The sequence below is a fragment of the Streptomyces sp. NPDC005722 genome, from assembly GCF_040630935.1.
In the GTDB taxonomy this organism is placed as follows: Bacteria; Actinomycetota; Actinomycetes; order Streptomycetales; family Streptomycetaceae; genus Actinacidiphila.
This window is the reverse complement of sequence record NZ_JBEXYN010000015.1, coordinates 115,148-135,132: the sequence shown is the minus strand read 5'-3', so window position 1 is coordinate 135,132 and position 19,985 is coordinate 115,148. Positions and strand designations below refer to the sequence as shown.

Here is a 19,985-nt window from a genome sequence, read left to right as displayed (position 1 = left end):
CGTCCATGACGTTCGACCACATGCTGGAGCGGGTGCGGTACGACGGCGTCTACCCGACCCGGGAACGGGCCGAGGAGGCCGTGCGGGCGGTGCTGGCCGCCCTGGGCAGGCGGCTCATCGGCGACGAACGCGTCGCCCTGGCCGCGTGCCTGCCCGTCGAGGCGGCCCTGGTCTTCACCTCCGAGATCCCGGAGATCCGGCCCATCACCTGCGGCGCCTTCGTCGAGGACCTGGCCGCCCGCACCGGCGGCACCCCGGCCACGGCCCGCTGGGACAGCTGCACGGTGCTGGCCGTGGTGGCCCGGCTGGCCGGACGCGACCTGACCGCGCGCGTCCTGCACCAGCTGCCCTGCGACTACGCCCCGCTGTTCGGCCGCGACGACCTCGTCAGCGCCGCCTGAGCCGGCCGCCCCGGGGCGGCTACAGGTGCCGCATCCACAGGTTGGACTCGGCGTAGACGCCCAGGTCCCGCTCGCGGTCGATCTCCACGAGGTCGAGCGCGCCCGGCACGACGTAACCGCCGGAGCGCGGGAAGGCCATGTCCGCCCAGGCCTCCCACTCGGCCACGGTGCCGGGGATCACCATGGAGCGCGGCGCGGGCGCGAGGACGGTGGCCCCGAGCCGTTGATGGGTGCGGATCCAGGGGTCCAGGTGCAGCCCGTCGGGGCGCGTCCAGCCGGCGAAGTCCTCCATCCCCGCCAGCGGGTACCGCGCCTTGAGGGTGGGCCGTACCGGTGCGATAACACGCCGCAGTCCGGCCTCCACGGCGCGCTCGCGCAGTGCGGTGAGCACCTCGCCGGCGAGCCCGCCCCCGAGGCGGTCCGGACGCACGGCCGCGACCATGACGCAGAGGGTGTCCGGCACCACGCGGGCCTCGTACCCGGTCACCGCCGCGGCCAGGGCGCCGTCGTAACCGCCGGGCAGCGTCCCGGTCTCGCCGTCCCAGCGCAGCGGGACCCCCGCCCCGCCGGCCACCACCTCACCGCCGTCCAGCAGCAGCACGTCGAACCGCGGGAAGTACTCCAGCGCCCGGCGCCGGTACTCCGCCGAGGACGGCGCGTGCAGGATGAACTCCGGCCACCCGCCCCAGAGTGCGGCCCTCGCCTCCGCACGGAGGTCGGGGCGCTCGCCGGCTGTCACGATCTCCGTCTCGGGCACGCCGGGAGCCTAGCCCCGTCGCGCGGCGGGGGCGAGCCACGGGCTGAGGACAAGGCCCGGGACGAGGGAAGTCGTGCCGCAACGAGCCGTGTCCGCCGGTGGTGGCGCCGTCACCCCGTCGCCTTGGGGCGGCTGTTGCCCGTCACGGTGCTAGCTGAGCACCCACCGGGGCGGGTGCGCTGGGCCGGCCGGGCAGATGAACACGTGGAGGTCCCGGTCACGGCCGAAGCGGAGCCGGGTGGGACTCGCGACGGCCCGTCCGCCGCGGATCGGGCCCGTCCCGTACGTCGCCGGGTCGCGGTCCTCCAGCGGCACCCAGCTGTGCGGGGCGGCGTCCGTCTCGTGACCCGCGGCGGTCAGCAGCAACCGCATCGGGGCCGCGCAGGACCCGCAGCCGACGGTCATCGGGCCCGTCGACGCCCAGCTGGGAAAGCCGCCGACACGCCAGCCGGGTGGTACGGACAGGTCGGACTGGTAACTGAGGGCGTCGCGGCCGCCTTCCGGCACCTGGGCGTCGTCCCACGCGTCGATGCGCGCGATCAGCGCGGCGGGAAGGGTGTCGCCCTCCGCCCAGGGATAGGTGTCCACCTCCTCGGGGTGCAGGACGCAGGGTTCGGGGAGTTCGTGTTCCCACGGCAGAAGCGGCACTTCGGGGGCGGTGGTCAGGTGTTGTCCGGCGCGCTCGGCCTCCGCGGAGCGTCGCCACCGCAGGTGGTAACGGCGTTCCAGGTACGGGCCGTGGGTGAAGGGACAGCGGAACAGCTGTGCGAGATCCGCGCCGCCGGGGCCGGAGGCCAGAGCGGGGACGTCCCGGCGGAAGATCTGGGCGAGTCCCACGAAGGGCACCGGTCCGTCCTCGCCGGGAGCTGCCGAGCCGGGCCACGGCCGCTGCGGCGGCCACGTGTCCGCGGCCCGGGCCCTGCGGATGTCCTCCGGCGCGTAGCCCTTCGTCTCGGGCCGGTGCGGTTCGGGGCAGACCGGCCAGGGTTCGCCCTCGGGCCACAGCATGGGCCCGCCGACATGGCTGTCGTGCCGGCCGGGCCGCCCCGGCCTGGGGTGCAACCGGGTCGTACGACCCCGGTGGGCGGCCAGTTCGGGGAACACCGCTTCCACGGACACTGGTCTGGCCGGTGTCGTCCTCGTCATGCCCCGACCGTACGCGGCCGGGGAAACGCCGGGCGAACGATTACCGGGCGGTCGCCCAGGCCGGGTCGCCCGGGCCGGGGATCAGGACTCGCGGGCGGAGGTGTAGGCGTCCGTCGGGGCTTGTTCCGGCGTGCGTCGGGCGGTTCCGCCCTTCGCCACGACGCGCGACGCGGCCCGCGCCGTCCCGTGGCGCCGCCGGGACAGGAGGCGGGTGAGGACCAGCGCGGCGGCGCCCGCGGCGACGAGCACGGGAATCGCGAAGAGCCCGGCGCGGTGCAGCAGTTCGGTGGCGGCCGCACCGGCGAAGTAGCCGAGCAGCACGTTGCCGACGCCCCAGACCAGCGACGCGGCGCTGCTGTAGAGGAAGAAGCGGCGGTACGGCATGCCGGACGCCCCCGCGACGAACGGCAGGAAGGTGCGGACGAAGCCGACGAACCGGCCCGTGAACACGGCCGCGCCGCCGTGCCGCACCAGGAAGTGCTGGGCGCGTCCGACCCGGCTGTCGGGCCGTATGCGGTGGAGCCGGGTACCGGGGTGTCGCTCGCAGTGCCGGCCCAGTGCGTAACCGAGGCTGTCCCCGGCCATGCCACCGGTGACCACGACGGCGGCCAGGAGCAGGGGGTCCAGGTCACCGCGGCCGGCGACGGCGGACGCCAGGAGGATGACCGTCTCGCCGGGGAGCAGGAGTCCGACGAACGCGCTGGTCTCCCCCGCCGTGACGGCGAACACGACGATGTACGTCCACCAACCGGCCGCCTCGATCAGACCGTCGACGTGCACGGCCGTCAGCCCGTCTGCCGCAGCGGGGCCGCGTCGGGCGCGGAGCCTCGTGGGCGCCGCCGGTGCGGCAGGAGGCGTGCGGTGAACCAGGCGAGCACCGGCACGCCCGCGGCCAGGAGGGCGCCGGCCACCGGGTCGTCGGCGGTGGCCACGGCCGCGGCCACCGAGGAGAGGGCCACCGCCGCGACGGCGATCCGCGCCCAGGCGGCCGGCACGGTGGCGACGACCGCGAACGCCGTCAGGAGGTACCAGCCGGCTCCCGCACCGGGCAGCGCGAAGTAGTCCGCCAGGTAGTCACGGGCCGGGGACGTCCCGCGCACCGGTACCCGCCCCATCGACGCGGAGAGCGCGAGCCCGGCGCCGCTGGACAGCAGGAGCGCCACGGCGACGCGGACGTAGACCGCGGGGTGCCGGTGGGCCAGCCACAGCAGCGTCACCGCCATCAGGGGCCAGGGGGCCACGGAGTGGATCCGGTCGAGCACGTGTGCCGCGTCCTGCCCCAGCGCCGTCCAGCCGTCTCTCGCGGAGGGGGGTGGGTTCACGGCGGTCTCCTGATCAGCCGGGTCCGCGTCGCCACGGCGGCGCGTCGACATCGTCTTCCGATCAGGCAACCGGACTTGGCTCTCCGCTTATTTCCACCGTGACGCAGCTAACAGCGCACGCGCCCGCCGGCACGGCGGTCAGTTGAGGCCGTGCCCCTCGCGGTCCGGCGCCCGCAGGCCCTTGGCCTCGGCGTTCCCCAGCAGGGCGCGCCGGGTCTGGAGCGGGGTCGGCGCGGCCGGCAGGGGGCCGGTGTGGACCGGCCGGCAGGCCTCCAGCAGGAAGGCCACCAGGCGGCGCCAGGCGTGCGGCGCGGCGTCCCGGGTCACCTCGACGACCCCGGCGTTGGCCATGAGGAAGAGCAGGACGTCCTCCGGGACGACGTCCTCGCGCAGGGCTCCCGCCTCCTGGGCCCGGCGGACGAGTTCGGCCAGGGCCCGGCTCTGGCGTTCGCAGGAGCCCGCGGCCACCGGCGAGTTGGGGAGCCTGAGGACGAGCAGGTCGCTGATGCCGCGGTCGGCCGCCATGGCGGCGCACAGCCGCTCGACGAACGTGCTGAAGCCGGTCCACGGGTCCTCGCAGAGCAGCGCCTCCTCGGCGATGGCGCCGACCCGCGCCAGCTCTTCCTCGAAGGCCGCCTCGACGAGTTCCTCGCGCGAGGGGAAGCGCCGGTAGAGCGTGCCCGCGCCGACACCGGCGCGCTCGGCGACCTCGTCCAGCGGCGCGTCCAGGCCGCGTTCCTCGAAGATCTGGCGCGCGGCCGCCACGATCCGCCGCCTGTTGCGCGCCGCGTCCGCACGCAGTCCCCGTTCGGCGGATCGGGGGCTCTCGGTCGCTGCCATGGCCCCAGTTTACCAAGTGGAGAGACTCCTCCGGATGCCGTCGTACGGGGGCGGCGCGGGCCACGTCCTTGCCGCTCGGCGGCGCCCTCCTCGGGCGAAGTCGCGGGCGAGATCGGGAAGTTGCGGTCGAAGACGTTCTGCGGGTCCCACTCGGCCTTGAGCCCGCGCAGCCGGGTGAGCGCCGGCTCGGGGAAGGCGTCGGGCGGGGATCATCGGCGCCCGGGCCGGCGACGGCGAACCGCCCGCCGAGTCCGGCCACCCACGGCTTCGCGGCGCTCGCCCTCGCCGGACCGGGCGCGGTCCTCGCCGCACGACTGCTGCCCTCCGGGGACGCGGCCGCGTCCGCCACGCCGGAGGACGCCGTCGCCGCACGTCCCTGAAGGGACGCGCCGTCGGGGTGCGTAGTGCGGCCCGGGCGGCGTGGGTGAGCCGATCGGGAATCGGCGCCTCGGTGCGGCGTCGGCCGCGAACCGGGGTGACGGTGAATTCCGCGCCGAAAACGGTGGGTTGAGCGCCGAGGCAAGGTCCGCGGCGGGTGTGCCGGGAATTCCGTTCCAGAAATCACCCGGACGGTGCGGGGAAGCCGTCGCCCCGTGGACACGGGACGACGCACCCTGTCGAATCCAACCTGGCCCCGCTCCGGACCAGCGATGACGACCGCGCCGACGAACGCGCCGTCACATAGCACTGCCCGCACGGGAAAAGCGTCCGTATTCCCGCCGCCACCCACGCGGGGACGCCGCTCCGACGCCCGGCGCATTCCTGTGACCTTCCCCACCACTGTTCGCCGGAATACCGGAAGGATGACTTCCGGTTGTTTCCCTGCGTTCGATCACAACGGAACCGGAGGCAGAAATGAACGGCCCGCTCCCCGCTTCGGGCGGCAGTGGTGGTAGCACGGACGGCACCCTGGTCGTCGTCCCGCTGTGGCGTGCCCCGCTCGCGGGACAGGGCGTCCGCACGGAGTCGCGTCCGAACACCCGGACCGACCGGCAGGACTTCCGGGCCGTGCGCTGAGCCTCACGGCGACGGGGTGACGCGGCCGGGCGCACCAACGGGGTGCCGAAGTCGACGCCCGCGAACCCGGGGCGGCACCCGGACCAAGCCACAAGCGGAGGCAGGTGCGCTCCGCGCCCCGGAACAGGCGTGGCGCGACCCGGGGCGGGCGGACCGCCGCCCGCCCCGGGGTCAGGTGACCTTGAAGCGGGCCGTCTCGGCCACCGCGCTCTCCCGCGCGGCCGCGCAGGTCGGGCAGGTGATCTCGCGCGCCGCCTTGTGGGAGGTGGCCATCCCCATGGCCGCGAGACGTTCGACGGAGACACCCTTGACGCGGGCGTGCTCCGCGCAGACGCCGGCGCCGCATTGCCGGCACACCGCCACCGCGGTGGCCGGCCGGTCGCCCAGGAGGCAGTCGAAGCAGTACATCGGGCACGCTCCCTTCGCGTGCGACAACCCGGCCCCGCCCCGCGATCCCACGGGGACTTCCGCACCGGGACCTGCTTCCAGAATATCATTGCCCAGTGCAAAAGTGAGCAATGTCAACGTGGCGCCGACGGGCTAGGGGCACCCGCCGGGGCCACTGCGTCCCGGCAGGTCACGGCACGCGGCCGGGCAGCAGCACGCGGCGCCACGGCACCCGCCGCCACCGCACCCGGCGTCACGGCACCCGGGCGGTCCACTCCGGGGAGCCGAACTTCGCGGCCACGAGTTCCTCGGCGCGCGCCAGCTCCTCGGCGGTGACGCTCCCGTCCGTGAGGCCGTAGCGGGCGCGGAAGGACTCGATCATGCGGTCGATGACCGCCTCCCGCGGCAGCCCGGTCTGGCGGCGCAGCGGGTCGACGCGCTTCTGCGCGCTGCGCGTGCCCTTGTCGGACATCTTCTCCCGCCCGATGCGCAGCACCTCCAGCATCTTGCCGGCGTCGATGTCGTAGGACATCGTCACGTGGTGCAGGACCGCCCCCGCCCCGCCGTCCGGGGCGACCACGCGCTTCTGCGCGGCGCCGGCGATCTTGCCGGCCTCGGTCGCGATGTCGTTCAGCGGCTGGTACCAGGCCTTGATGCCCATGTCGCCCAGGGCGTCGAGGACCCAGTCGTCGAGGTAGGCGTAGGAGTCGGCGAACGACAGCCCCGACACCAGGGAGGCCGGGACCGAGAGGGAGTAGGTGATGGTGTTCCCGGGTTCCACGAACATCGCGCCGCCGCCCGAGATCCGCCGGACGACGGTCAGACCGTGGCGCGCGGCGTTGTCCGCGTCGACCTCGTTGGCGAGGGACTGGAAGCTGCCGATCACGACCGCCGGGGCACCCCATTCCCACACGCGCAGGGTCGGCGGCCGGCGGCCGGCCGCGACCTCCGCGGTCAGGACCTCGTCGAGGGCCATGTGCAGGGCCGGGGACTGCGGTGCCTCGTGGATCAGCTGCCAGTCGTAGTCGGTCCAGTCCGTGGCCTGGGCGAGGGCCCGCCGTACGGCGACGGCGATCCCCTCCGCGGTCAGGCCGTACATGACCGTTCCCTCGGGCAGGGCGGCCTCGATCCGGGTCGCGAGGCCGGCGGCGTCGGTGTCGGCGGGAGCGCCCTCGAGGGCGCGGTCGATGGCGGAGATCGCCTCGTCCGGCTCGAGGAAGAAGTCGCCTGCGACGCGGACGTTGCTGAGGATCCCGTCGTGGTCGTCGAGGTCCACGACCACGAGCTTCCCACCGGGCACCTTGTACTCACCGTGCATGCCGACGACAACCGTCCCGGTCGCCTCTTTAGTCCCGGGCGCCGCCCCGGGCACGGACGGGGCGGGCGCGGCGCGCACGGCCGTGGTGCCGATGTGCCTGTACTGAGGGCGCCCGCGATGGAACACTGAGTCCGCAACCAGTCGTTCAGGGGGATCCGACATGACTGCCGCCCGGCCGGGCCACGAGCCCGCCACCGGTTCGCCGCTCGCCGTGCAGCGCGGGGGACCGACCGTGCTGCGCATCGTCCTGGGAACGCAGCTGCGCAGGCTGCGCGAGTCCCGGCGGATCAGCCGCGAGGCGGCCGGCGAGGCCATCCGCGCGTCGCACGCGAAGATCAGCCGCCTGGAGCTGGGGCGGGTGGGCTTCAAGGAGCGCGACGTCGCCGACCTCCTCACCCTGTACGGAGTGACCGACGCGCAGGAGCGCGCCGACCTGCTGGCGCTGGCCCGCCGGGCCAACAACCCCGGCTGGTGGCACCAGTACGCCGACGTCCTGCCGAGCTGGTTCGAGACGCACATCGGCCTGGAGGAGGCCGCGCACACGATCCGCACCTACGAGGTGCAGTTCGTGCCGGGCCTGCTGCAGACCGAGGCGTACGCCCGGGCCGTCACCCGGCTCGGCCATCCCCGCGCGACCGAGCGGGAGATCAGCCGCCGGGTCGACCTGCGGATGACCCGTCAGGGCCTGCTCGCCAGGCCGGACGCGCCGCAGCTGTGGGTCGTCCTCGACGAGGCCTGCCTCCACCGGCCGCTCGGTGGCGTGGATGTGATGCGCGGTCAGCTGGAGCACCTGATGAAGGTCGCCGCCCTCCCCAACGTGACGCTGCAGATCGCCCCGTTCGACATCGGCGGCCTCGCCGCTGCGGGCGGCCCCGTCACCATCCTGCGCTTCTCCGAGCCCGACCTGCCCGACATCGTCTACCTGGAGCAGCTGACGAGCGCGCTCTACCTGGACAAGCAGGACGACGTGGAGCACTACCTGACCGTCATGGACCGGCTCGCGGCCGAGTCGCAGCCGCCGCGCAACACCGGCCGGATCCTCACCCGGCTCATCGACCGGATGGGCTGAGCACCGCCGCCGGGGGTGAACCGCGCGCGATCTTCCCTAGGATGACGGTTGCCCGGCGTCATCGCGGAGAAGGATGGGTGTCATGACGGACGACGTCTCCTGGGTCGACCAGACCAGACCAAGCATCGCGCGCGTCTACGACTACCTGCTCGGCGGCAAGGACAACTACGCCGTCGACCGCGAGATCGGCGACGTGTTCAAGAAGGACCTGCCCGGCTCGGTGGCGATCGCCTTCGCCAACCGCGCCGCGCTGATCCGCGCGATCCGGGAGATCGCCACCACGACCGGCGTACGGCAGTTCGTCGACCTCGGCAGCGGTCTGCCGACCGCGGACAACGTCCACCAGGTGGCCCAGCGGCACGCGCCCGGCTCCACGGTGGTGTACGTGGACAGCGACCCGATCGTCCTCGCCCACGGCCGGGCGCTGCTGGAGCAGAACGACGACACCCGGGTCATCCAGGCCGACATACGCGAGCCCGACGTCATCCGCCATCACTCGGACACCCTCGAGGTGATCGACTTCGACGAGCCCGTGGCCGTCATCCTCAGCGCGATCCTCCACCACGTCAACGACGACGAGGACCCGGCCGGCATCGTCGGCTATTGGCGGGACCAAGTGCCCTCCGGCAGCTACTTCTTCGTGAGCCACTTCCGGGCCGGTAACAACCCGGAGACCGCCGAGTCGGAGCGCATCCTGCAGCAGACCTTCGGTCGCGGCCGGTGGCGCACCGACAAGGAGATCGAGGACCTGCTGGACGGCCTGGAGATCCTGGAGCCGGGCATCGTCGCCGCGTCGCTGTGGCGCCCGGACCCGGACGACGGTGTCGCGCGCATCGGCGACGCCGAGCGTGAACTCACCGTCTGGGAGCGCCTCATCGCCGCCGGGATGGCCCGGAAGCCGTAGCCGCGGGGCGCCTGCCGCGCCGGGCGGGTCCCGAACACGGCCGCGCGCGACGAGAAGAGCGGCCCGGGACCGCCGGGGGCCACTCCGGGGCCCCGGGACCGCTGTGTTCATCAGACACCCCGCAGCGTGATCCGGCGAGCCGGACTGACCCACCCGGGTTCCGCGCGCGTTCCACCCGGGTGCCGCACGGTGTTCCGCCCGTGCCGGTGCGCAACCCCGCGCGGTGGACACCTGTGTGACGGGACGTCCGGGACGCCGGGCACGAGCGCGTGGTCAGCGGCTGTCACCGCACCAGTCCCAGCGGACGGGGTCCCCTTCCTGCGGGGCGTACCGGGCGCGCCCGCCCGCGCCGAAACGCCCGATGTCGGTGCGCAGCTCGGCACCCGCGAGGTGTTGCGGCCCGGTCCAGCCGGTCACGTCGAGCAGCAGCCCGTCCAGCGGGCCGCCGACCAGCTCCCGGTAGACGTGCCCGGGCCGCGGGCCCGGATCCGGGTCGTCGACGTCGGCACCGTAGACCCTGGGTCGTATCAGCTCGTCCATGTGCTCCACGGTGCCACCCGGCACCGACAATCCCCCGGACGCGGGGCCCGCGCCGGTCCGGAAGCCGGACCGGCGCGGGAGGCAGACGGGTGCCGGTCGCCGCTCGCCGGCGCCCGCGCGGGGACCCGACCGCTGTCACGGCCCCCACGGCGCCAGGCGGCGTACTCCCGCCACCGGTCACCCGCTTCCCGCTGCAACCGCCCGGCGGAGGCGGTCATTCCCGGCCCAGGGGCGGGTCCGCGACGGTGCGGGGCTCCCGGCTTCCGCCCCAGGCCCTCCGGTCGACGCGCCGTGCGCCGAACCACCCACGTCCGAACGGCAGTTCCGTGCCGTAGCGGGCCCTCCGGCGTGCCCGCCCGGCATAAGATCGACTTCAGTCGGATCGGCAGGGCAGGCGGCAGCGGAGGACCGGGTACACGCACATGGCAGAACACATTGCCACTCCCCCGGGCCGAGCGGCGCTCGCCGTGCGGTGCCGCCTCGTCGTCGACTCCGAGTGGTTCGGCGTCACCGTCTTCGTCCTCGTCCTGGCGAACGCGGCCGTCCTCGGCGTCGAGACGTACGACGGGATCACCGGGCGCTGGCACGGCGCCCTGAAACTGGTGGAGCACGGCTTCCTGGCGGTCTTCACCGCCGAGGTGCTCTTACGGGCCTGCGCGCACGCCGACCGCCCCCGGGACTTCCTCCGCGACCCGTGGAACGTCTTCGACCTGGCCGTCGTGACCCTGGCGTACCTGCCCTTCGCCCGCGAGAACGCCACGGTGCTGCGGTTGCTCCGGCTGGCCCGGGTCGTGCGCGCGGCCCGTTTCCTGCCCCAGTTGCGCATCATCATCGTCGCCGTCGGCAAGAGCCTGCCGGGCACGTTCAGCTTCCTGCTCGTGGGCACGCTGCTGCTGTACGTCTACGCCATGACCGGCTGGGTCTTCTTCGCCGACGCCGACCCCGAGCACTACGGCTCCATCGGACGGGCCGCCCTGTCGCTCTTCCTGCTGATCACCCTGGACGGCATCGGGGACGCGGTCCGCGGCGGCCTGGAGATCTCGCGCTGGAGCCTGCTCTACTACGCCTCCTATGTACTGCTCGGCTCGTTCGTGCTGGTCAACCTGCTCATCGGCGTGGTGATCAGCTCGCTGGAGGAGGCCAGGCAGCTGGAGCACGAGCGGGAGGCACAGGAACACACGCCTGACGGCGGGACGTCCGACCACCTGCGCGAACGCATCGCCACCGCCCGCCGGGCCCTGGACGAACTCGAGGCGGGGCTGGCACTCGCCGGCGCGCGGAGCGACGGCCCGGAGGCCGCGCCCGCCCCCGCCGCGGTCGGCGGACGTGCGGAGGCGTCACCGTCCCCCACCTGAGGCCCCCCACGGGGCCGGCGGGGGTGTCAGAGCGAGAAGATCCGGGCGAACAACCCCACGGCGATCAGGAGCGTGACGGCGAAGATCGCCACCAGGGCCACGACCTCCCACGCCTTCGGGACCTCCGGGGGCTCGGTGAACGAGATGCCGGCCGTGGTGCTCTCCTCGCAGGCCGGTGTCGGAGTGGGCTCCGTCCGCTCGCGGTGCGGGTGCAGGGCGGGCGCGGAACGGGCCGCGGTACCGGCCGTGGCACCGAAGGCCGGGCCGATCACGGGGCCCGTCAAGGGCCGGGGGGTCATCAGTGTGTCGGACATGCTCACCACTCCGGACGTTCCTCTGGCGGGCGGGGGAACCCGCTCCGCACGGCGTCACGTCGGGCGGCGGCAGCCGGCACCCTCAGGGTCCTCGGCTCGGTCCGCGGTGGTCTCCGCTGCCCACTGCCCGGGCAATTCATCGTATATCCGCCCGAAGGGATCCACGATCAGGGAACCCGGCACCCCGGGCGACATCGGTGAGCGTACGGTCACCCACGGTCGCCGGCGGCACCCTGCCCCCTCGTGCAACCGGTGGATCCGGGCGGCATGGGAGAGGATGGGGCGAGGGCTCGCGCGGACAACACCGAGGAAGAGGACGGAAGATGACCGACGCACTGGTGCTCGGCGGCGGGGGCGTCGCCGGGATCGCCTGGACCACCGGACTGCTGGCGGGGCTCGCGGACGCGGGGCAGGACGTGACGGGCGCCGAGGTGCTGGTCGGGACGTCGGCGGGGGCGACCGTCGCGGCGCAACTGGGCAGCGGGCTGTCCCTGGACGAGCTCTACGCCCGGCAGACCGAGCCGGGACTCCAGTCGGCCGAGATCATGGCGGAGGTCGACCTGACGGACTTCGGCGCGGGCATCGCCGAGGTGCTGCAGGGCGCCGCCTCGGTCCCCGACATGCGGCGCGTGGTCGGCGAGTACGCCCTCGGCGCCGAGACCGTGCCGGAGGCCGAACGGCGACGGGTGATCGCGTCGCGGCTCCCCTCCCACGACTGGCCCGCGTCCCGGACGGTGCGGATCGTGGCGGTGGAAGCCCACACGGGACGGCCGCAGGTCTTCGACGCCTCGTCCGGGGTGGACCTCGTCGACGCCGTCGCCGCGAGCTGCGCGGTGCCGGGGATCTGGCCGCCCGTGACGATCGACGGGCGCCGCTTCGTCGACGGCGGTGTGCGGTCGGCATCGAACGCCGACTACGCCGCGGGGGCGTCACGTGTGCTGGCGATCCTGCCGATGGGGACCGCCGAGCTGTTCCCCAGCGAGCGGCCGCTGGAGCAGGCCGTGGCACAACTGCGGGCCGCCGGCGCGGAGGTCGCCATGGTCGGACCGGACGAGGCGTCGGTGGCGGCGATCGGCCCGAACCCGCTCGACCCCGCCACCCGCCGCCCCGCCGCCGAAGCGGGTCGGGCCCAGGGCCGCGAGCTGCGGCTCGAGTGGAGCCGCGTGTAGGACATGTGCTACGGGGTCACCGGAGGTCCGGTCACCCACACCGGCGTGTCGGCTGCCGCATCGAGCCCGCGCCGCCCGAACGCGCCGACCGGATCCGCAACCGGCTCCGCCGCGGCAGACAAGGCTGACGCGGCCGACTGCCTCCGGCCTTCGACGAGCACGCACAACAAGCGCCGCAGCGTCTGGAACGGCGCTTCAACCGCCTCGAGCCATGGTGCGGCATCGCCACCCGCCACGACATGACCGCCCAGCCGACCAGGTCGCCGTCAGCCTCAGCCTCGCCTCGCTCCTGATCCGGGTGCGATGTCCCGGCGACGAACGCTCGGTCCTCAGAGATGGAGTTCGGTCTCCCAGGCTTCGAATGGCGGCTCGACCCGATAGTCCGGGTCGCAGCAGGCCCGAATCCACTGTGCGACCCGGTACTGCGCATCCCCGTCATTCAGCACCGCCTCGTATGCGTCGACTTGCAGCACATTGCCGTAGATCGCGAAGACCTGTTCCAACGATGAGCCGGAGTGAAAAACGGTCGAGCGGTAGTCGAACCCATCGAGCAACTCGAGGTCGATGGTGCCGTTCGCCAGGTAGAAGGCGAACAGCCGAAGCGAGGCGCGCACGTCGACAGGAAGATGTCCCACGCGCTCATCATGCATGACCTTCGCACCGTGTCGGCAAGATCGTTTGACGACAGCCCCGCACGGCAAGGCCACGGTCCCGGTCGACGACGGCACCCCGCGAAGTCCGCCGAGGGAAGGCTTCGGGCCCCGGCCAGGCGTCAGGTGCCGTCGGGAGCCGTGCCGAAGCGCGCGAGGCAGTGCCAGACCTTCTTGAGCGCCTGCGGGTCGTGGCGACCGGTGGCGGCGGCCGCCCCCACGACGCGCGGGTCGAGCGCCCCGTCGACGGCGATCGCGGCGCCCAGGTCCACGTACTCCTGGCCGCGGTACGCGGGCCGGAGCCTGAGCTCCTCGACGGTGAGCCGGAAGCCGCCGTGCCACTCCAGGGGGCACGGCAGCCGCTGGGCGGCGTCCTCGACGGCCGTGCCCCGGTAGCACGGGTCCAGCACGAGCGCCTCGACGTCGCGGTCCAGCCGCAGCGGCCCGTGGACCTGCGCCTCGACGTAGTCGTCCAGCGCGTCCTTGGAGTCGGCCAGGGCGAGCGCGATCAGGCCCATGCGCTCGCGGACGCCGAAGTCCGTGGGCTCGAAGAAGCTGTCGGGGTAGCAGAAGGTCGTCCGCGCCAGGGTCCGGGCGGTCAGGCGGAGGTGGGCGGAGCCGAACCGCGGTGCGGCGCCGACCGTCTTGTGGCGGAAGTTCAGCGCCCCGTACACGGGGCGCTCGGCGGCCGGCGCGGCGTCGTACGCGCCGGCGAAGATACGGCTCTCCCACCGCCAACGGTCGCCTCCCGGGCGGGCGGTCAGTCCGCCGTTGCTCGTCCCCGTGGCGAACTGGGAGAGGTAGAGCCCGCCTTGGGCCAGGGCCGCGAGCAACGGCTCGCCGCGCGCCGCCCGGTCGGGGTGGAAGTTCAGCGTCACCCGCAGTGCCGGATCCACCGGAGGCCCCGACGACAGCCCCGCCACATGGCGCAGGGCCCGCTCGCGCGGTGTCGGGGCGGCGGCGTCGGGCGTCATCCCCGCAGTGTCCCGCGGAGGCTGGGGCGTCCGCACGCGGTATCCCCGGCTCCGGGATGATGTGACCATGCAAAGATCATCCCTGGGCGTCTGCGCCCTCCTCCTCGCCGTGACCGCTTCCCTCGGCGCCTGCGGATCGGGCGACGCCGACCGGGCGCGCGAACTCGCCGCCGAGGCGTGCATGACGTACGAGATGTTCCTCCCGTCCGACTTCGACACTCCCGACGGCCGTGAGACGATCCGCAGCAGGGTCGTACCGGCTCTCCAGGACAGCGCGCGCCAGGCGGCCCAGGCCGCCCGCCTCGACTCGGACTGGCAGGAACTCGCCCTGGGGCTCTCCCGGGTGTCGGAGCAGACCTCGGCACGGCTCGAACTCGCCGAGCTGCAGGCCGGTGCCGCCTCCGAGGGCACGGACGACGCGGACGAACTCCAGGGCCGCGTCCTGAACCTCGGCGGCGAGGTCGACGCCCACGACCCCCGGGAGCAGTGCCGGAAGACCGAGGGCTCCTGACGGCGCCGGTACGTCCCCGGCCCGGTGGCGGCGTACGCCCTCCGTCCCGGGGAGCCGTGCCCGCGTCAGACCGCCGCCGTCAGCTGCTCGTACTGCTCGTCGGTGAGCCGGATGCCCGCGGCGGCGACGTTGTTCTCCAGGTGCGCGACCTTGGACGTGCCCGGGATGGGGAGCATGACCGGTGAGCGCCTGAGCAGCCAGGCGAGGGCGAGCTGGGACGGGTGGGCGCCGTGAGCCTCGGCGATGCGGTCCAGGGGGCCGCCCTCGCGGGCCAGTCCGCCCGTGGCGAGCGGGTACCAGGGGATGAAGGCCATGCCGTGCCGCTCGGCGTGGGCGAGGACGTCCTCGGACGCGCGGTCGGCGAGGTTGTAGCGGTTCTGGACGGAGACGACGGTGGCCGTCCTCGAGGCCTCCTCGATCTGGGCGGTGCTCACCTCGCTGAGCCCGATGTGGCGGATCTTGCCCTCCTGCTGCATGGCGGCCAGTTCGCCGACCTGGTCCGCGACGGGCACCTCGGGGTCGACGCGGTGGAGCTGGAGCAGGTCGATGCGTTCGACGCCCAGGTGGCGCAGGCTCAGCTCGACCTGCTGCCTGAGGTACGCGGGCCGGCCCACCGCGACCCACCGGCCGGGGCCGGGACGTACGAAGCCCGCCTTCGTGCCGATCACCAGGTCCGGCGGATACGGGTGGAGGGCCTTGCGCAGGAGCAGCTCGGCGGTGAAGGGGCCGTAGGAGTCCGCGGTGTCGATGAAGGTGACGCCGAGCGCGACCGCGCGGCGCAGGACGCGTACGGCCTCCTCGGGGTCCTGGGGATCGCCCCACACCCCCTCGCCGGTGAGCTGCATCGTCCCGTAGCCCAGCCGGTGGACGGGCAGGTCGCCGCCGAGGTGGAAGGTGCCGGAGTCCTGGGCGCCGGCCTCCGCGCTCATGGATGTCATGGGGGTCTCCTCCAGTCGTGCCCGCGGACGGCTGCTCACCAGCATCGGTGAGGTGCCCGCTCACCGCGCGGCGGAGTGCGCCGACCGGCCGCCGTCAGCTCACCGCGTGCCCGCCCAGGACGCCGAGGAAGTACGTCACGGCCGAGGCGGCGGCGACGATCAGCAGTCGGCGTGCCGCGGTCCAGGCCGCCTTGCGCGGGCCGCCACCGGAGCCGAGGACGGCGCCGACGAGGAGCGAGGCGAGGGCGGTCACGGCGGCCGACGCGGCCACCGCGCCCGTTCCCGAGGTGAGGAACCACGGCACCAGCGGCACGAAGGCCCCGGTCGCGAAGAGCAGCAGCGAGCTGACGGCCGCGACCATGGGCGATCCGGCCTCCTGGGCGCTGACGCCGAAGAGGATGCGCAGGGTCGTCTGCCGGGTGGTGCGCCGGGCCGCGACGATGCCCCGGCCGGCCCGCACCGCGGTCTCCTTGTCGAGGCCGCGGTCGCGCATCCGGCGCGTCATGTGCGCCGGCACGACGGGGGGCGACAGGGTCCACGCCCGGTGGAGCGCGTCCTCCATGCCGCCGGCGATCTCCCGCCGGCCGCGTACGGAGACCCACTCCCCCGCGGCCATGGACAGCGCGCCGGCGAGCAGGCTCGCGATGCCGGTCAGCCGTACGGTCCCGGGAGCGGCGCTCGCGCCGGCGATGCCGAGGATCAGGCAGAGGTTGGTGACCAGGCCGTCGTTGACACCCAGCAGGGCCGCCCGGATTCCGCCGCCCGTGACGCGGTGGGCGGTGCGGGCCGGCGCCGCGAGTTCGGCCTCCGCGGCGGCGTCGCCCTCCCGCTGCGCCCGGCGGGGTCCCAGCGCGGTGCGAGCACCGACCAGTCCGGCCCCGTCGATGCCACGCCACAGCCTCCTCGCCGCTCGTCTCATCAGGCTACGGTCGCGCCTGGTACGGGACGCCGAACGACGCCGGGGCGGTGTGTCGGGAGGGGTGTGCCGGGCCGGTCCCGTCGCGGCCCCGGTCCCCGGGCCCGCAGTCGGTGCCCACGTCCTGCCGTACTCGTCCGTCCGACCGCCTGTCAGCCCACCGCATCCCCGGAGCTGCCGTGACCCGTGGCGTCGAGGATCGCCTCGCGGACCTCGGGGCGGCCCTCCGGCGCGGCGGCATCGAAGTCCACGGCGGTGCACGCGGTCAGGAGGAGCTGCAACAGGGCAGTGGGCGCCGCGTACTTCGGCTGGTCCCGGGACACGGCGGCCGACGGGGCCTGTCCCCGCTATTGGTTGACGCTTCATCAAGGAGACATCCGGCGAGGCTCGACGCGTCAACGCGGTTCGGCCAGGGTGATCCGGGCATGTCAATCAGGCCGTGCATACCCCCACCGCGGTCGACCAGGAGGAAGCAAGTGAAGAGAAGCTCGCGTCTCGGCAGGATCCCGGCTGTCGTCGGCAGCGCGGTCGCGCTGGTGATCGCCCTCGCGGGTCCGGCGTTCGCCGCCCCGCCCACCGCCCTGCCCGCCAACGCGGACGGCCTGGAGCAGACGTTCCAGCCGGCGTTCGACTACGACACGGACGGCTGCTACGCCACCCCCGCCATCGGCCCCGACGGGACGATCAACCCGGGCCTGAACCCCACCGGCGCCCTCAACGGCAACTGCCGCGACCAGTCCGACCTGGACAACACCAACGGCTACGCCCGCTACAAGTGCAACAACGGCTGGTGCGCCATCATCTACGGCCTGTACTTCGAGAAGGACCAGGCCATACCCGGCATCAGCCTCGGGGGCCACCGCCACGACTGGGAGCACGTCGTGGTCTGGGTGAAGGACGACCAGGCGCAGTACGTGTCCACCTCGGCGCACGGCAACTTCAACGTCTACGGCCGCGACCAGATCCGCTGGGACGGGACGCACCCCAAGGTCGTCTACCACAAGGACGGCGTGAGCACGCACTGCTTCCGTCCCGCCAACACCAACGACGAGCCGCCGGAGAACCACTACCACGGCTGGCAGTTCCCCGACCTGATCGGCTGGAACGGCTACCCCGCGGGCCTGCGCGACAAGCTGAGCCAGGCCGACTTCGGCAGCGCGGTGTTCGGCCTGAAGGACGGCAACTTCAACGCCCACCTGGCGAAGGCCAAGCCGGCGGGCATCCCGTTCGACCCGAACGCCTGACGCGTGCGCCGGGACGGGGCGGCGCACCGCCCCGCCCCGTCCCGGCCACGGACATCCGTCAGACGGCGTCGAGCTCCGCGATCTCCTCGGCGGTGAGCACGAGTTCCACCGCGGCGACCGAGTCGCGGATGGTCTCCGGGCGGCTGGAGCCCGGGATCGGGATCACGTACGGGGACTTGGCGAGCATCCACGCCAGGCACACGCGCTGCGGGCTGACCCCGTGGGCCTGCGCGACCCGGGCGAACGGCGCGTAGGCCGAACCGAGTTCGTGGGCCCGGGAGATGCCGCCGAGCGGGCTCCAGGGCAGGAAGGCGATGCCGAGCTCGTCGCACAGCTCGAGCTCCGGCTCGCTGGATCGAAAGGCCGGGGAGAACTGGTTCTGCACGGAGACCAGGCGGCCGCCGAGGATCTCGCCGGCCTGCCGGATCTGCTCCGGGTTCGCGTTGGAGACGCCGGCCATGCGGATCTTGCCCTCGTCGAGCAGGTCGCGCACCGCGCCGACGGACTCCGCGTACGGGACCTTGGGGTCGGGGCGGTGGAACTGGTAGAGGCCGATGGCCTCCACGCCCAGCCGGCGCAGCGAGTCCTCGCAGGCCCGCTTGATGTGCTCGGGCGAGCCGTCCAGGGTCCAGCTGCCGTCGCCGGGGCGCAGGTGGCCGCCCTTGGTGGCGACGAGGACCTCGGAACCGCGCCCGTGGGAGGCGAGGGCCTTGGCGATCAGGGTCTCGTTGTGGCCGACCTCGTCGGCGTGCAGGTGGTAGGCGTCCGCCGTGTCGATCAGCGTCACACCGGCGTCGAGCGCCGCGTGGATGGTGTCGACGGACCGCGCCTCGTCCGGCCGGCCCTCGATGGACATGGGCATGCCGCCCAGGCCGATCGCGCTGACCTCGGTGTCGCCGATGCGTCGAGTCTGCATGTGTCCGTGGCCTTTCTCGGCTTGCGTCTCGGCTCTCGCGTACCGACCGCGTACGGATCCCGCGCGGCCCGCGTGAAGAACGCGCAGGGCCCGCGTAGGGAACGCGTACGGGAGGCGTACCGATCGCGTACGGATGGAGCGCTGTTGGCGTGCCGGCACGGACGGGAACGGGCCGCGGCCGTGCGGGCACGGGGTCAAGCCTCGCCGGAGCTGCGGCCACACGTCCAATAGAAGAAAGCGAACACATTCAGGAGCTAGGCTTCTGAATCATGGAGCTACGCCATCTCGAGTACTTCGTCGCGGTCGCGGAGGAGCACCACTTCACCCGTGCCGCAGAGCGTCTGATGATCTCGCAGTCGGGCCTGTCCGCCTCCGTGCGCGCCCTGGAGCAGGAGCTCGGGACCCCGCTGTTCGTGCGCAGCACGCGCAGCGTGGAGCTGACCGCGGCGGGCCGGGCCCTGCTGGACGAGGCCGGCCGGACGCTGGCGAGCGTGCGCGCCGCGAAGGAGGCGGTGGCGGCCGTGCAGGGACTGATGCGCGGTGTGCTCACCATCGGCACGGAGCAGTGCCTGGCCGGTGTCGACGTGCCGGCGCTGCTGGCCCGCTTCCGCGCCCGGCACCCGGGCGTCGAGGTCCGGCTGCGGCAGGCCGGGTCGGCCGCCCTGGTCCAGGACATCACCAGCGGCCGGCTGGACGTGGCGTTCACGGCGCTGAGCGGCGAGGCGCCCGAAGGGGTGCGGCTGAAGCCGATCACCCGGGCCCCGATGGTCCTGCTGTGCCATCCCGGGCACCGGCTGGCCGGGGCGGAGACGGCGGGCTGGGCGGACCTCGGCGGCGAGGAGTTCGTGGACTTCCACCCCGACTGGGGCGCGCGCGGGCTCACCGACCGGGCCTTCGCCGCGAACGGCGTGCAGCGCCGGGTCGCCCTGGAGGTCAACGACGTGCACAGCCTGATCGACCTCGTCCACCACGGGCTCGGGATCGCCGTCGTGCCGCGGCCCATCGCGCGCAAGGAACACGCCGCGGGGCTGCGCACCGTGCCGCTGGCGGGCGCCGAGGAACACGTCTGGGAGGTGTCGGCCGCCCTGCCCCAGGAGGACCGGGTCTCCCCCGCCGCCCGTACGCTGCTGTCCTACCTGCCGTGACGTCGCCTGCCGTGACGTCGCCTGCCGTGACCTCGCCTGCCGCGCCCCGGCCGGCGGACCCGCCGCTGACCTGCGGGCGCCCCGGCCGGCGCGCACACTGGTGCCGGGGGCGGCGCGGCGCCGCGCGTCCGTCCCGTACCGGTACGCCGTTC

24 protein-coding genes are annotated in these 19,985 nt (G+C 73.7%); 9 read left to right on the top strand and 15 right to left on the bottom strand.

Annotated elements, in window-relative coordinates; translation table 11 throughout:
- The first annotated feature begins 5 nt into the window (after positions 1-5).
- Complete coding sequence (locus ABZ479_RS19535; RefSeq protein WP_500462744.1) at positions 6-401, top strand: DUF2267 domain-containing protein; 396 nt, start codon at positions 6-8, stop codon at positions 399-401.
- Positions 402-420: 19 nt separating this feature from the next.
- On the opposite strand, the gene ABZ479_RS19530 is transcribed toward ABZ479_RS19535, so the two are convergent.
- The 5 genes from ABZ479_RS19530 to ABZ479_RS19510 all read right to left on the bottom strand — a co-directional run bounded on the left by ABZ479_RS19530 (position 421) and on the right by ABZ479_RS19510 (position 4,466).
- On the bottom strand, positions 421-1,158 hold the full coding sequence (locus tag ABZ479_RS19530; RefSeq protein ID WP_500462743.1) for a hypothetical protein: 738 nt from the start codon (positions 1,156-1,158) through the stop codon (positions 421-423).
- Positions 1,159-1,308: 150 nt separating this feature from the next.
- Positions 1,309-2,304 (bottom strand): hypothetical protein, encoded by a 996-nt coding sequence (locus tag ABZ479_RS19525; protein ID WP_500462742.1) that lies wholly within the window; start codon positions 2,302-2,304, stop codon positions 1,309-1,311.
- A gap of 81 nt (positions 2,305-2,385) precedes the next feature.
- Positions 2,386-3,084, bottom strand: a complete 699-nt coding sequence (locus tag ABZ479_RS19520) for a DedA family protein (protein ID WP_500462741.1) — start codon at positions 3,082-3,084, stop codon at positions 2,386-2,388.
- A 5-nt stretch (positions 3,085-3,089) separates the two neighbouring features.
- Positions 3,090-3,626 carry a hypothetical protein gene (locus ABZ479_RS19515; RefSeq protein WP_500462740.1) on the bottom strand — a complete coding sequence of 179 codons (537 nt, stop codon included), beginning with the start codon at positions 3,624-3,626 and terminating at the stop codon, positions 3,090-3,092.
- A gap of 138 nt (positions 3,627-3,764) precedes the next feature.
- A complete protein-coding gene (locus ABZ479_RS19510; RefSeq protein ID WP_500462739.1) occupies positions 3,765-4,466 on the bottom strand; it encodes a TetR/AcrR family transcriptional regulator in 702 nt (233 codons plus the stop codon).
- Between the two features lie 855 nt (positions 4,467-5,321).
- Between ABZ479_RS19510 and ABZ479_RS19505 the strand changes: the two genes are divergently transcribed.
- On the top strand, positions 5,322-5,483 hold the full coding sequence (locus tag ABZ479_RS19505; RefSeq protein WP_500462738.1) for a hypothetical protein: 162 nt from the start codon (positions 5,322-5,324) through the stop codon (positions 5,481-5,483).
- A 171-nt stretch (positions 5,484-5,654) separates the two neighbouring features.
- Here the strand turns inward: ABZ479_RS19505 and ABZ479_RS19500 are convergent, their stop codons facing one another.
- Together ABZ479_RS19500 and lplAB are read right to left on the bottom strand one after the other, a co-directional pair.
- The gene (locus tag ABZ479_RS19500) at positions 5,655-5,891 is read right to left on the bottom strand and encodes a DUF2180 family protein (RefSeq protein WP_500462737.1); all 237 of its coding nucleotides are present in this window, start codon (positions 5,889-5,891) and stop codon (positions 5,655-5,657) included.
- A gap of 232 nt (positions 5,892-6,123) precedes the next feature.
- Positions 6,124-7,188, bottom strand: a complete 1,065-nt coding sequence (lplAB, locus tag ABZ479_RS19495; protein WP_500462736.1) for a lipoate-protein ligase LplAB — start codon at positions 7,186-7,188, stop codon at positions 6,124-6,126.
- A gap of 160 nt (positions 7,189-7,348) precedes the next feature.
- Here lplAB and ABZ479_RS19490 point away from each other — a divergent pair, with 160 nt between their 5' ends.
- Both ABZ479_RS19490 and ABZ479_RS19485 read left to right on the top strand, forming a co-directional pair.
- Positions 7,349-8,257, top strand: a complete 909-nt coding sequence (locus tag ABZ479_RS19490) for a Sco1979 family transcriptional regulator (RefSeq protein WP_500462735.1) — start codon at positions 7,349-7,351, stop codon at positions 8,255-8,257.
- Positions 8,258-8,339: 82 nt separating this feature from the next.
- Complete coding sequence (locus ABZ479_RS19485; protein ID WP_500462734.1) at positions 8,340-9,161, top strand: SAM-dependent methyltransferase; 822 nt, start codon at positions 8,340-8,342, stop codon at positions 9,159-9,161.
- Positions 9,162-9,434: 273 nt separating this feature from the next.
- Here ABZ479_RS19485 and ABZ479_RS19480 read toward each other — a convergent pair whose 3' ends face one another.
- Positions 9,435-9,701: a hypothetical protein gene (locus tag ABZ479_RS19480; RefSeq protein WP_500462733.1), complete on the bottom strand. Its 267-nt coding sequence runs from the start codon at positions 9,699-9,701 to the stop codon at positions 9,435-9,437.
- Between the two features lie 422 nt (positions 9,702-10,123).
- On the opposite strand from ABZ479_RS19480, the gene ABZ479_RS19475 reads away from it, so the two are divergent.
- On the top strand, positions 10,124-11,056 hold the full coding sequence (locus tag ABZ479_RS19475; protein ID WP_500462732.1) for an ion transporter: 933 nt from the start codon (positions 10,124-10,126) through the stop codon (positions 11,054-11,056).
- A 26-nt stretch (positions 11,057-11,082) separates the two neighbouring features.
- On the opposite strand, the gene ABZ479_RS19470 is transcribed toward ABZ479_RS19475, so the two are convergent.
- A complete protein-coding gene (locus ABZ479_RS19470) occupies positions 11,083-11,370 on the bottom strand; it encodes a DUF6480 family protein (protein ID WP_500462731.1) in 288 nt (95 codons plus the stop codon).
- A 323-nt stretch (positions 11,371-11,693) separates the two neighbouring features.
- On the opposite strand from ABZ479_RS19470, the gene ABZ479_RS19465 reads away from it, so the two are divergent.
- On the top strand, positions 11,694-12,539 hold the full coding sequence (locus ABZ479_RS19465) for a patatin-like phospholipase family protein (RefSeq protein ID WP_500462730.1): 846 nt from the start codon (positions 11,694-11,696) through the stop codon (positions 12,537-12,539).
- 329 nt (positions 12,540-12,868) lie between these two features.
- Here ABZ479_RS19465 and ABZ479_RS19460 read toward each other — a convergent pair whose 3' ends face one another.
- Complete coding sequence (locus ABZ479_RS19460) at positions 12,869-13,189, bottom strand: DUF7677 family protein (protein ID WP_500462729.1); 321 nt, start codon at positions 13,187-13,189, stop codon at positions 12,869-12,871.
- Between the two features lie 122 nt (positions 13,190-13,311).
- Positions 13,312-14,163, bottom strand: a complete 852-nt coding sequence (locus ABZ479_RS19455) for a DUF3626 domain-containing protein (protein WP_500462728.1) — start codon at positions 14,161-14,163, stop codon at positions 13,312-13,314.
- A 67-nt stretch (positions 14,164-14,230) separates the two neighbouring features.
- Here ABZ479_RS19455 and ABZ479_RS19450 point away from each other — a divergent pair, with 67 nt between their 5' ends.
- The gene (locus ABZ479_RS19450) at positions 14,231-14,674 is read left to right on the top strand and encodes a hypothetical protein (protein WP_500462727.1); all 444 of its coding nucleotides are present in this window, start codon (positions 14,231-14,233) and stop codon (positions 14,672-14,674) included.
- 65 nt (positions 14,675-14,739) lie between these two features.
- Here the strand turns inward: ABZ479_RS19450 and ABZ479_RS19445 are convergent, their stop codons facing one another.
- The 3 genes from ABZ479_RS19445 to ABZ479_RS19435 form a co-directional block, all read right to left on the bottom strand.
- On the bottom strand, positions 14,740-15,612 hold the full coding sequence (locus ABZ479_RS19445; RefSeq protein WP_499605088.1) for an aldo/keto reductase: 873 nt from the start codon (positions 15,610-15,612) through the stop codon (positions 14,740-14,742).
- Between the two features lie 94 nt (positions 15,613-15,706).
- Positions 15,707-16,531 (bottom strand): VIT1/CCC1 transporter family protein, encoded by an 825-nt coding sequence (locus ABZ479_RS19440; protein ID WP_500462726.1) that lies wholly within the window; start codon positions 16,529-16,531, stop codon positions 15,707-15,709.
- Between the two features lie 149 nt (positions 16,532-16,680).
- On the bottom strand, positions 16,681-16,809 hold the full coding sequence (locus ABZ479_RS19435) for a hypothetical protein (RefSeq protein ID WP_500462725.1): 129 nt from the start codon (positions 16,807-16,809) through the stop codon (positions 16,681-16,683).
- Between the two features lie 195 nt (positions 16,810-17,004).
- Here ABZ479_RS19435 and ABZ479_RS19430 point away from each other — a divergent pair, with 195 nt between their 5' ends.
- Positions 17,005-17,772, top strand: coding sequence for an NPP1 family protein (locus tag ABZ479_RS19430; protein WP_500462724.1), 768 nt, complete (start codon positions 17,005-17,007; stop codon positions 17,770-17,772).
- Positions 17,773-17,830: 58 nt separating this feature from the next.
- On the opposite strand, the gene ABZ479_RS19425 is transcribed toward ABZ479_RS19430, so the two are convergent.
- Positions 17,831-18,688, bottom strand: a complete 858-nt coding sequence (locus tag ABZ479_RS19425; protein ID WP_499605093.1) for an aldo/keto reductase — start codon at positions 18,686-18,688, stop codon at positions 17,831-17,833.
- Between the two features lie 269 nt (positions 18,689-18,957).
- Between ABZ479_RS19425 and ABZ479_RS19420 the strand changes: the two genes are divergently transcribed.
- Positions 18,958-19,833, top strand: a complete 876-nt coding sequence (locus tag ABZ479_RS19420; RefSeq protein ID WP_500462723.1) for a LysR family transcriptional regulator — start codon at positions 18,958-18,960, stop codon at positions 19,831-19,833.
- Positions 19,834-19,985: the final 152 nt, after the last annotated feature.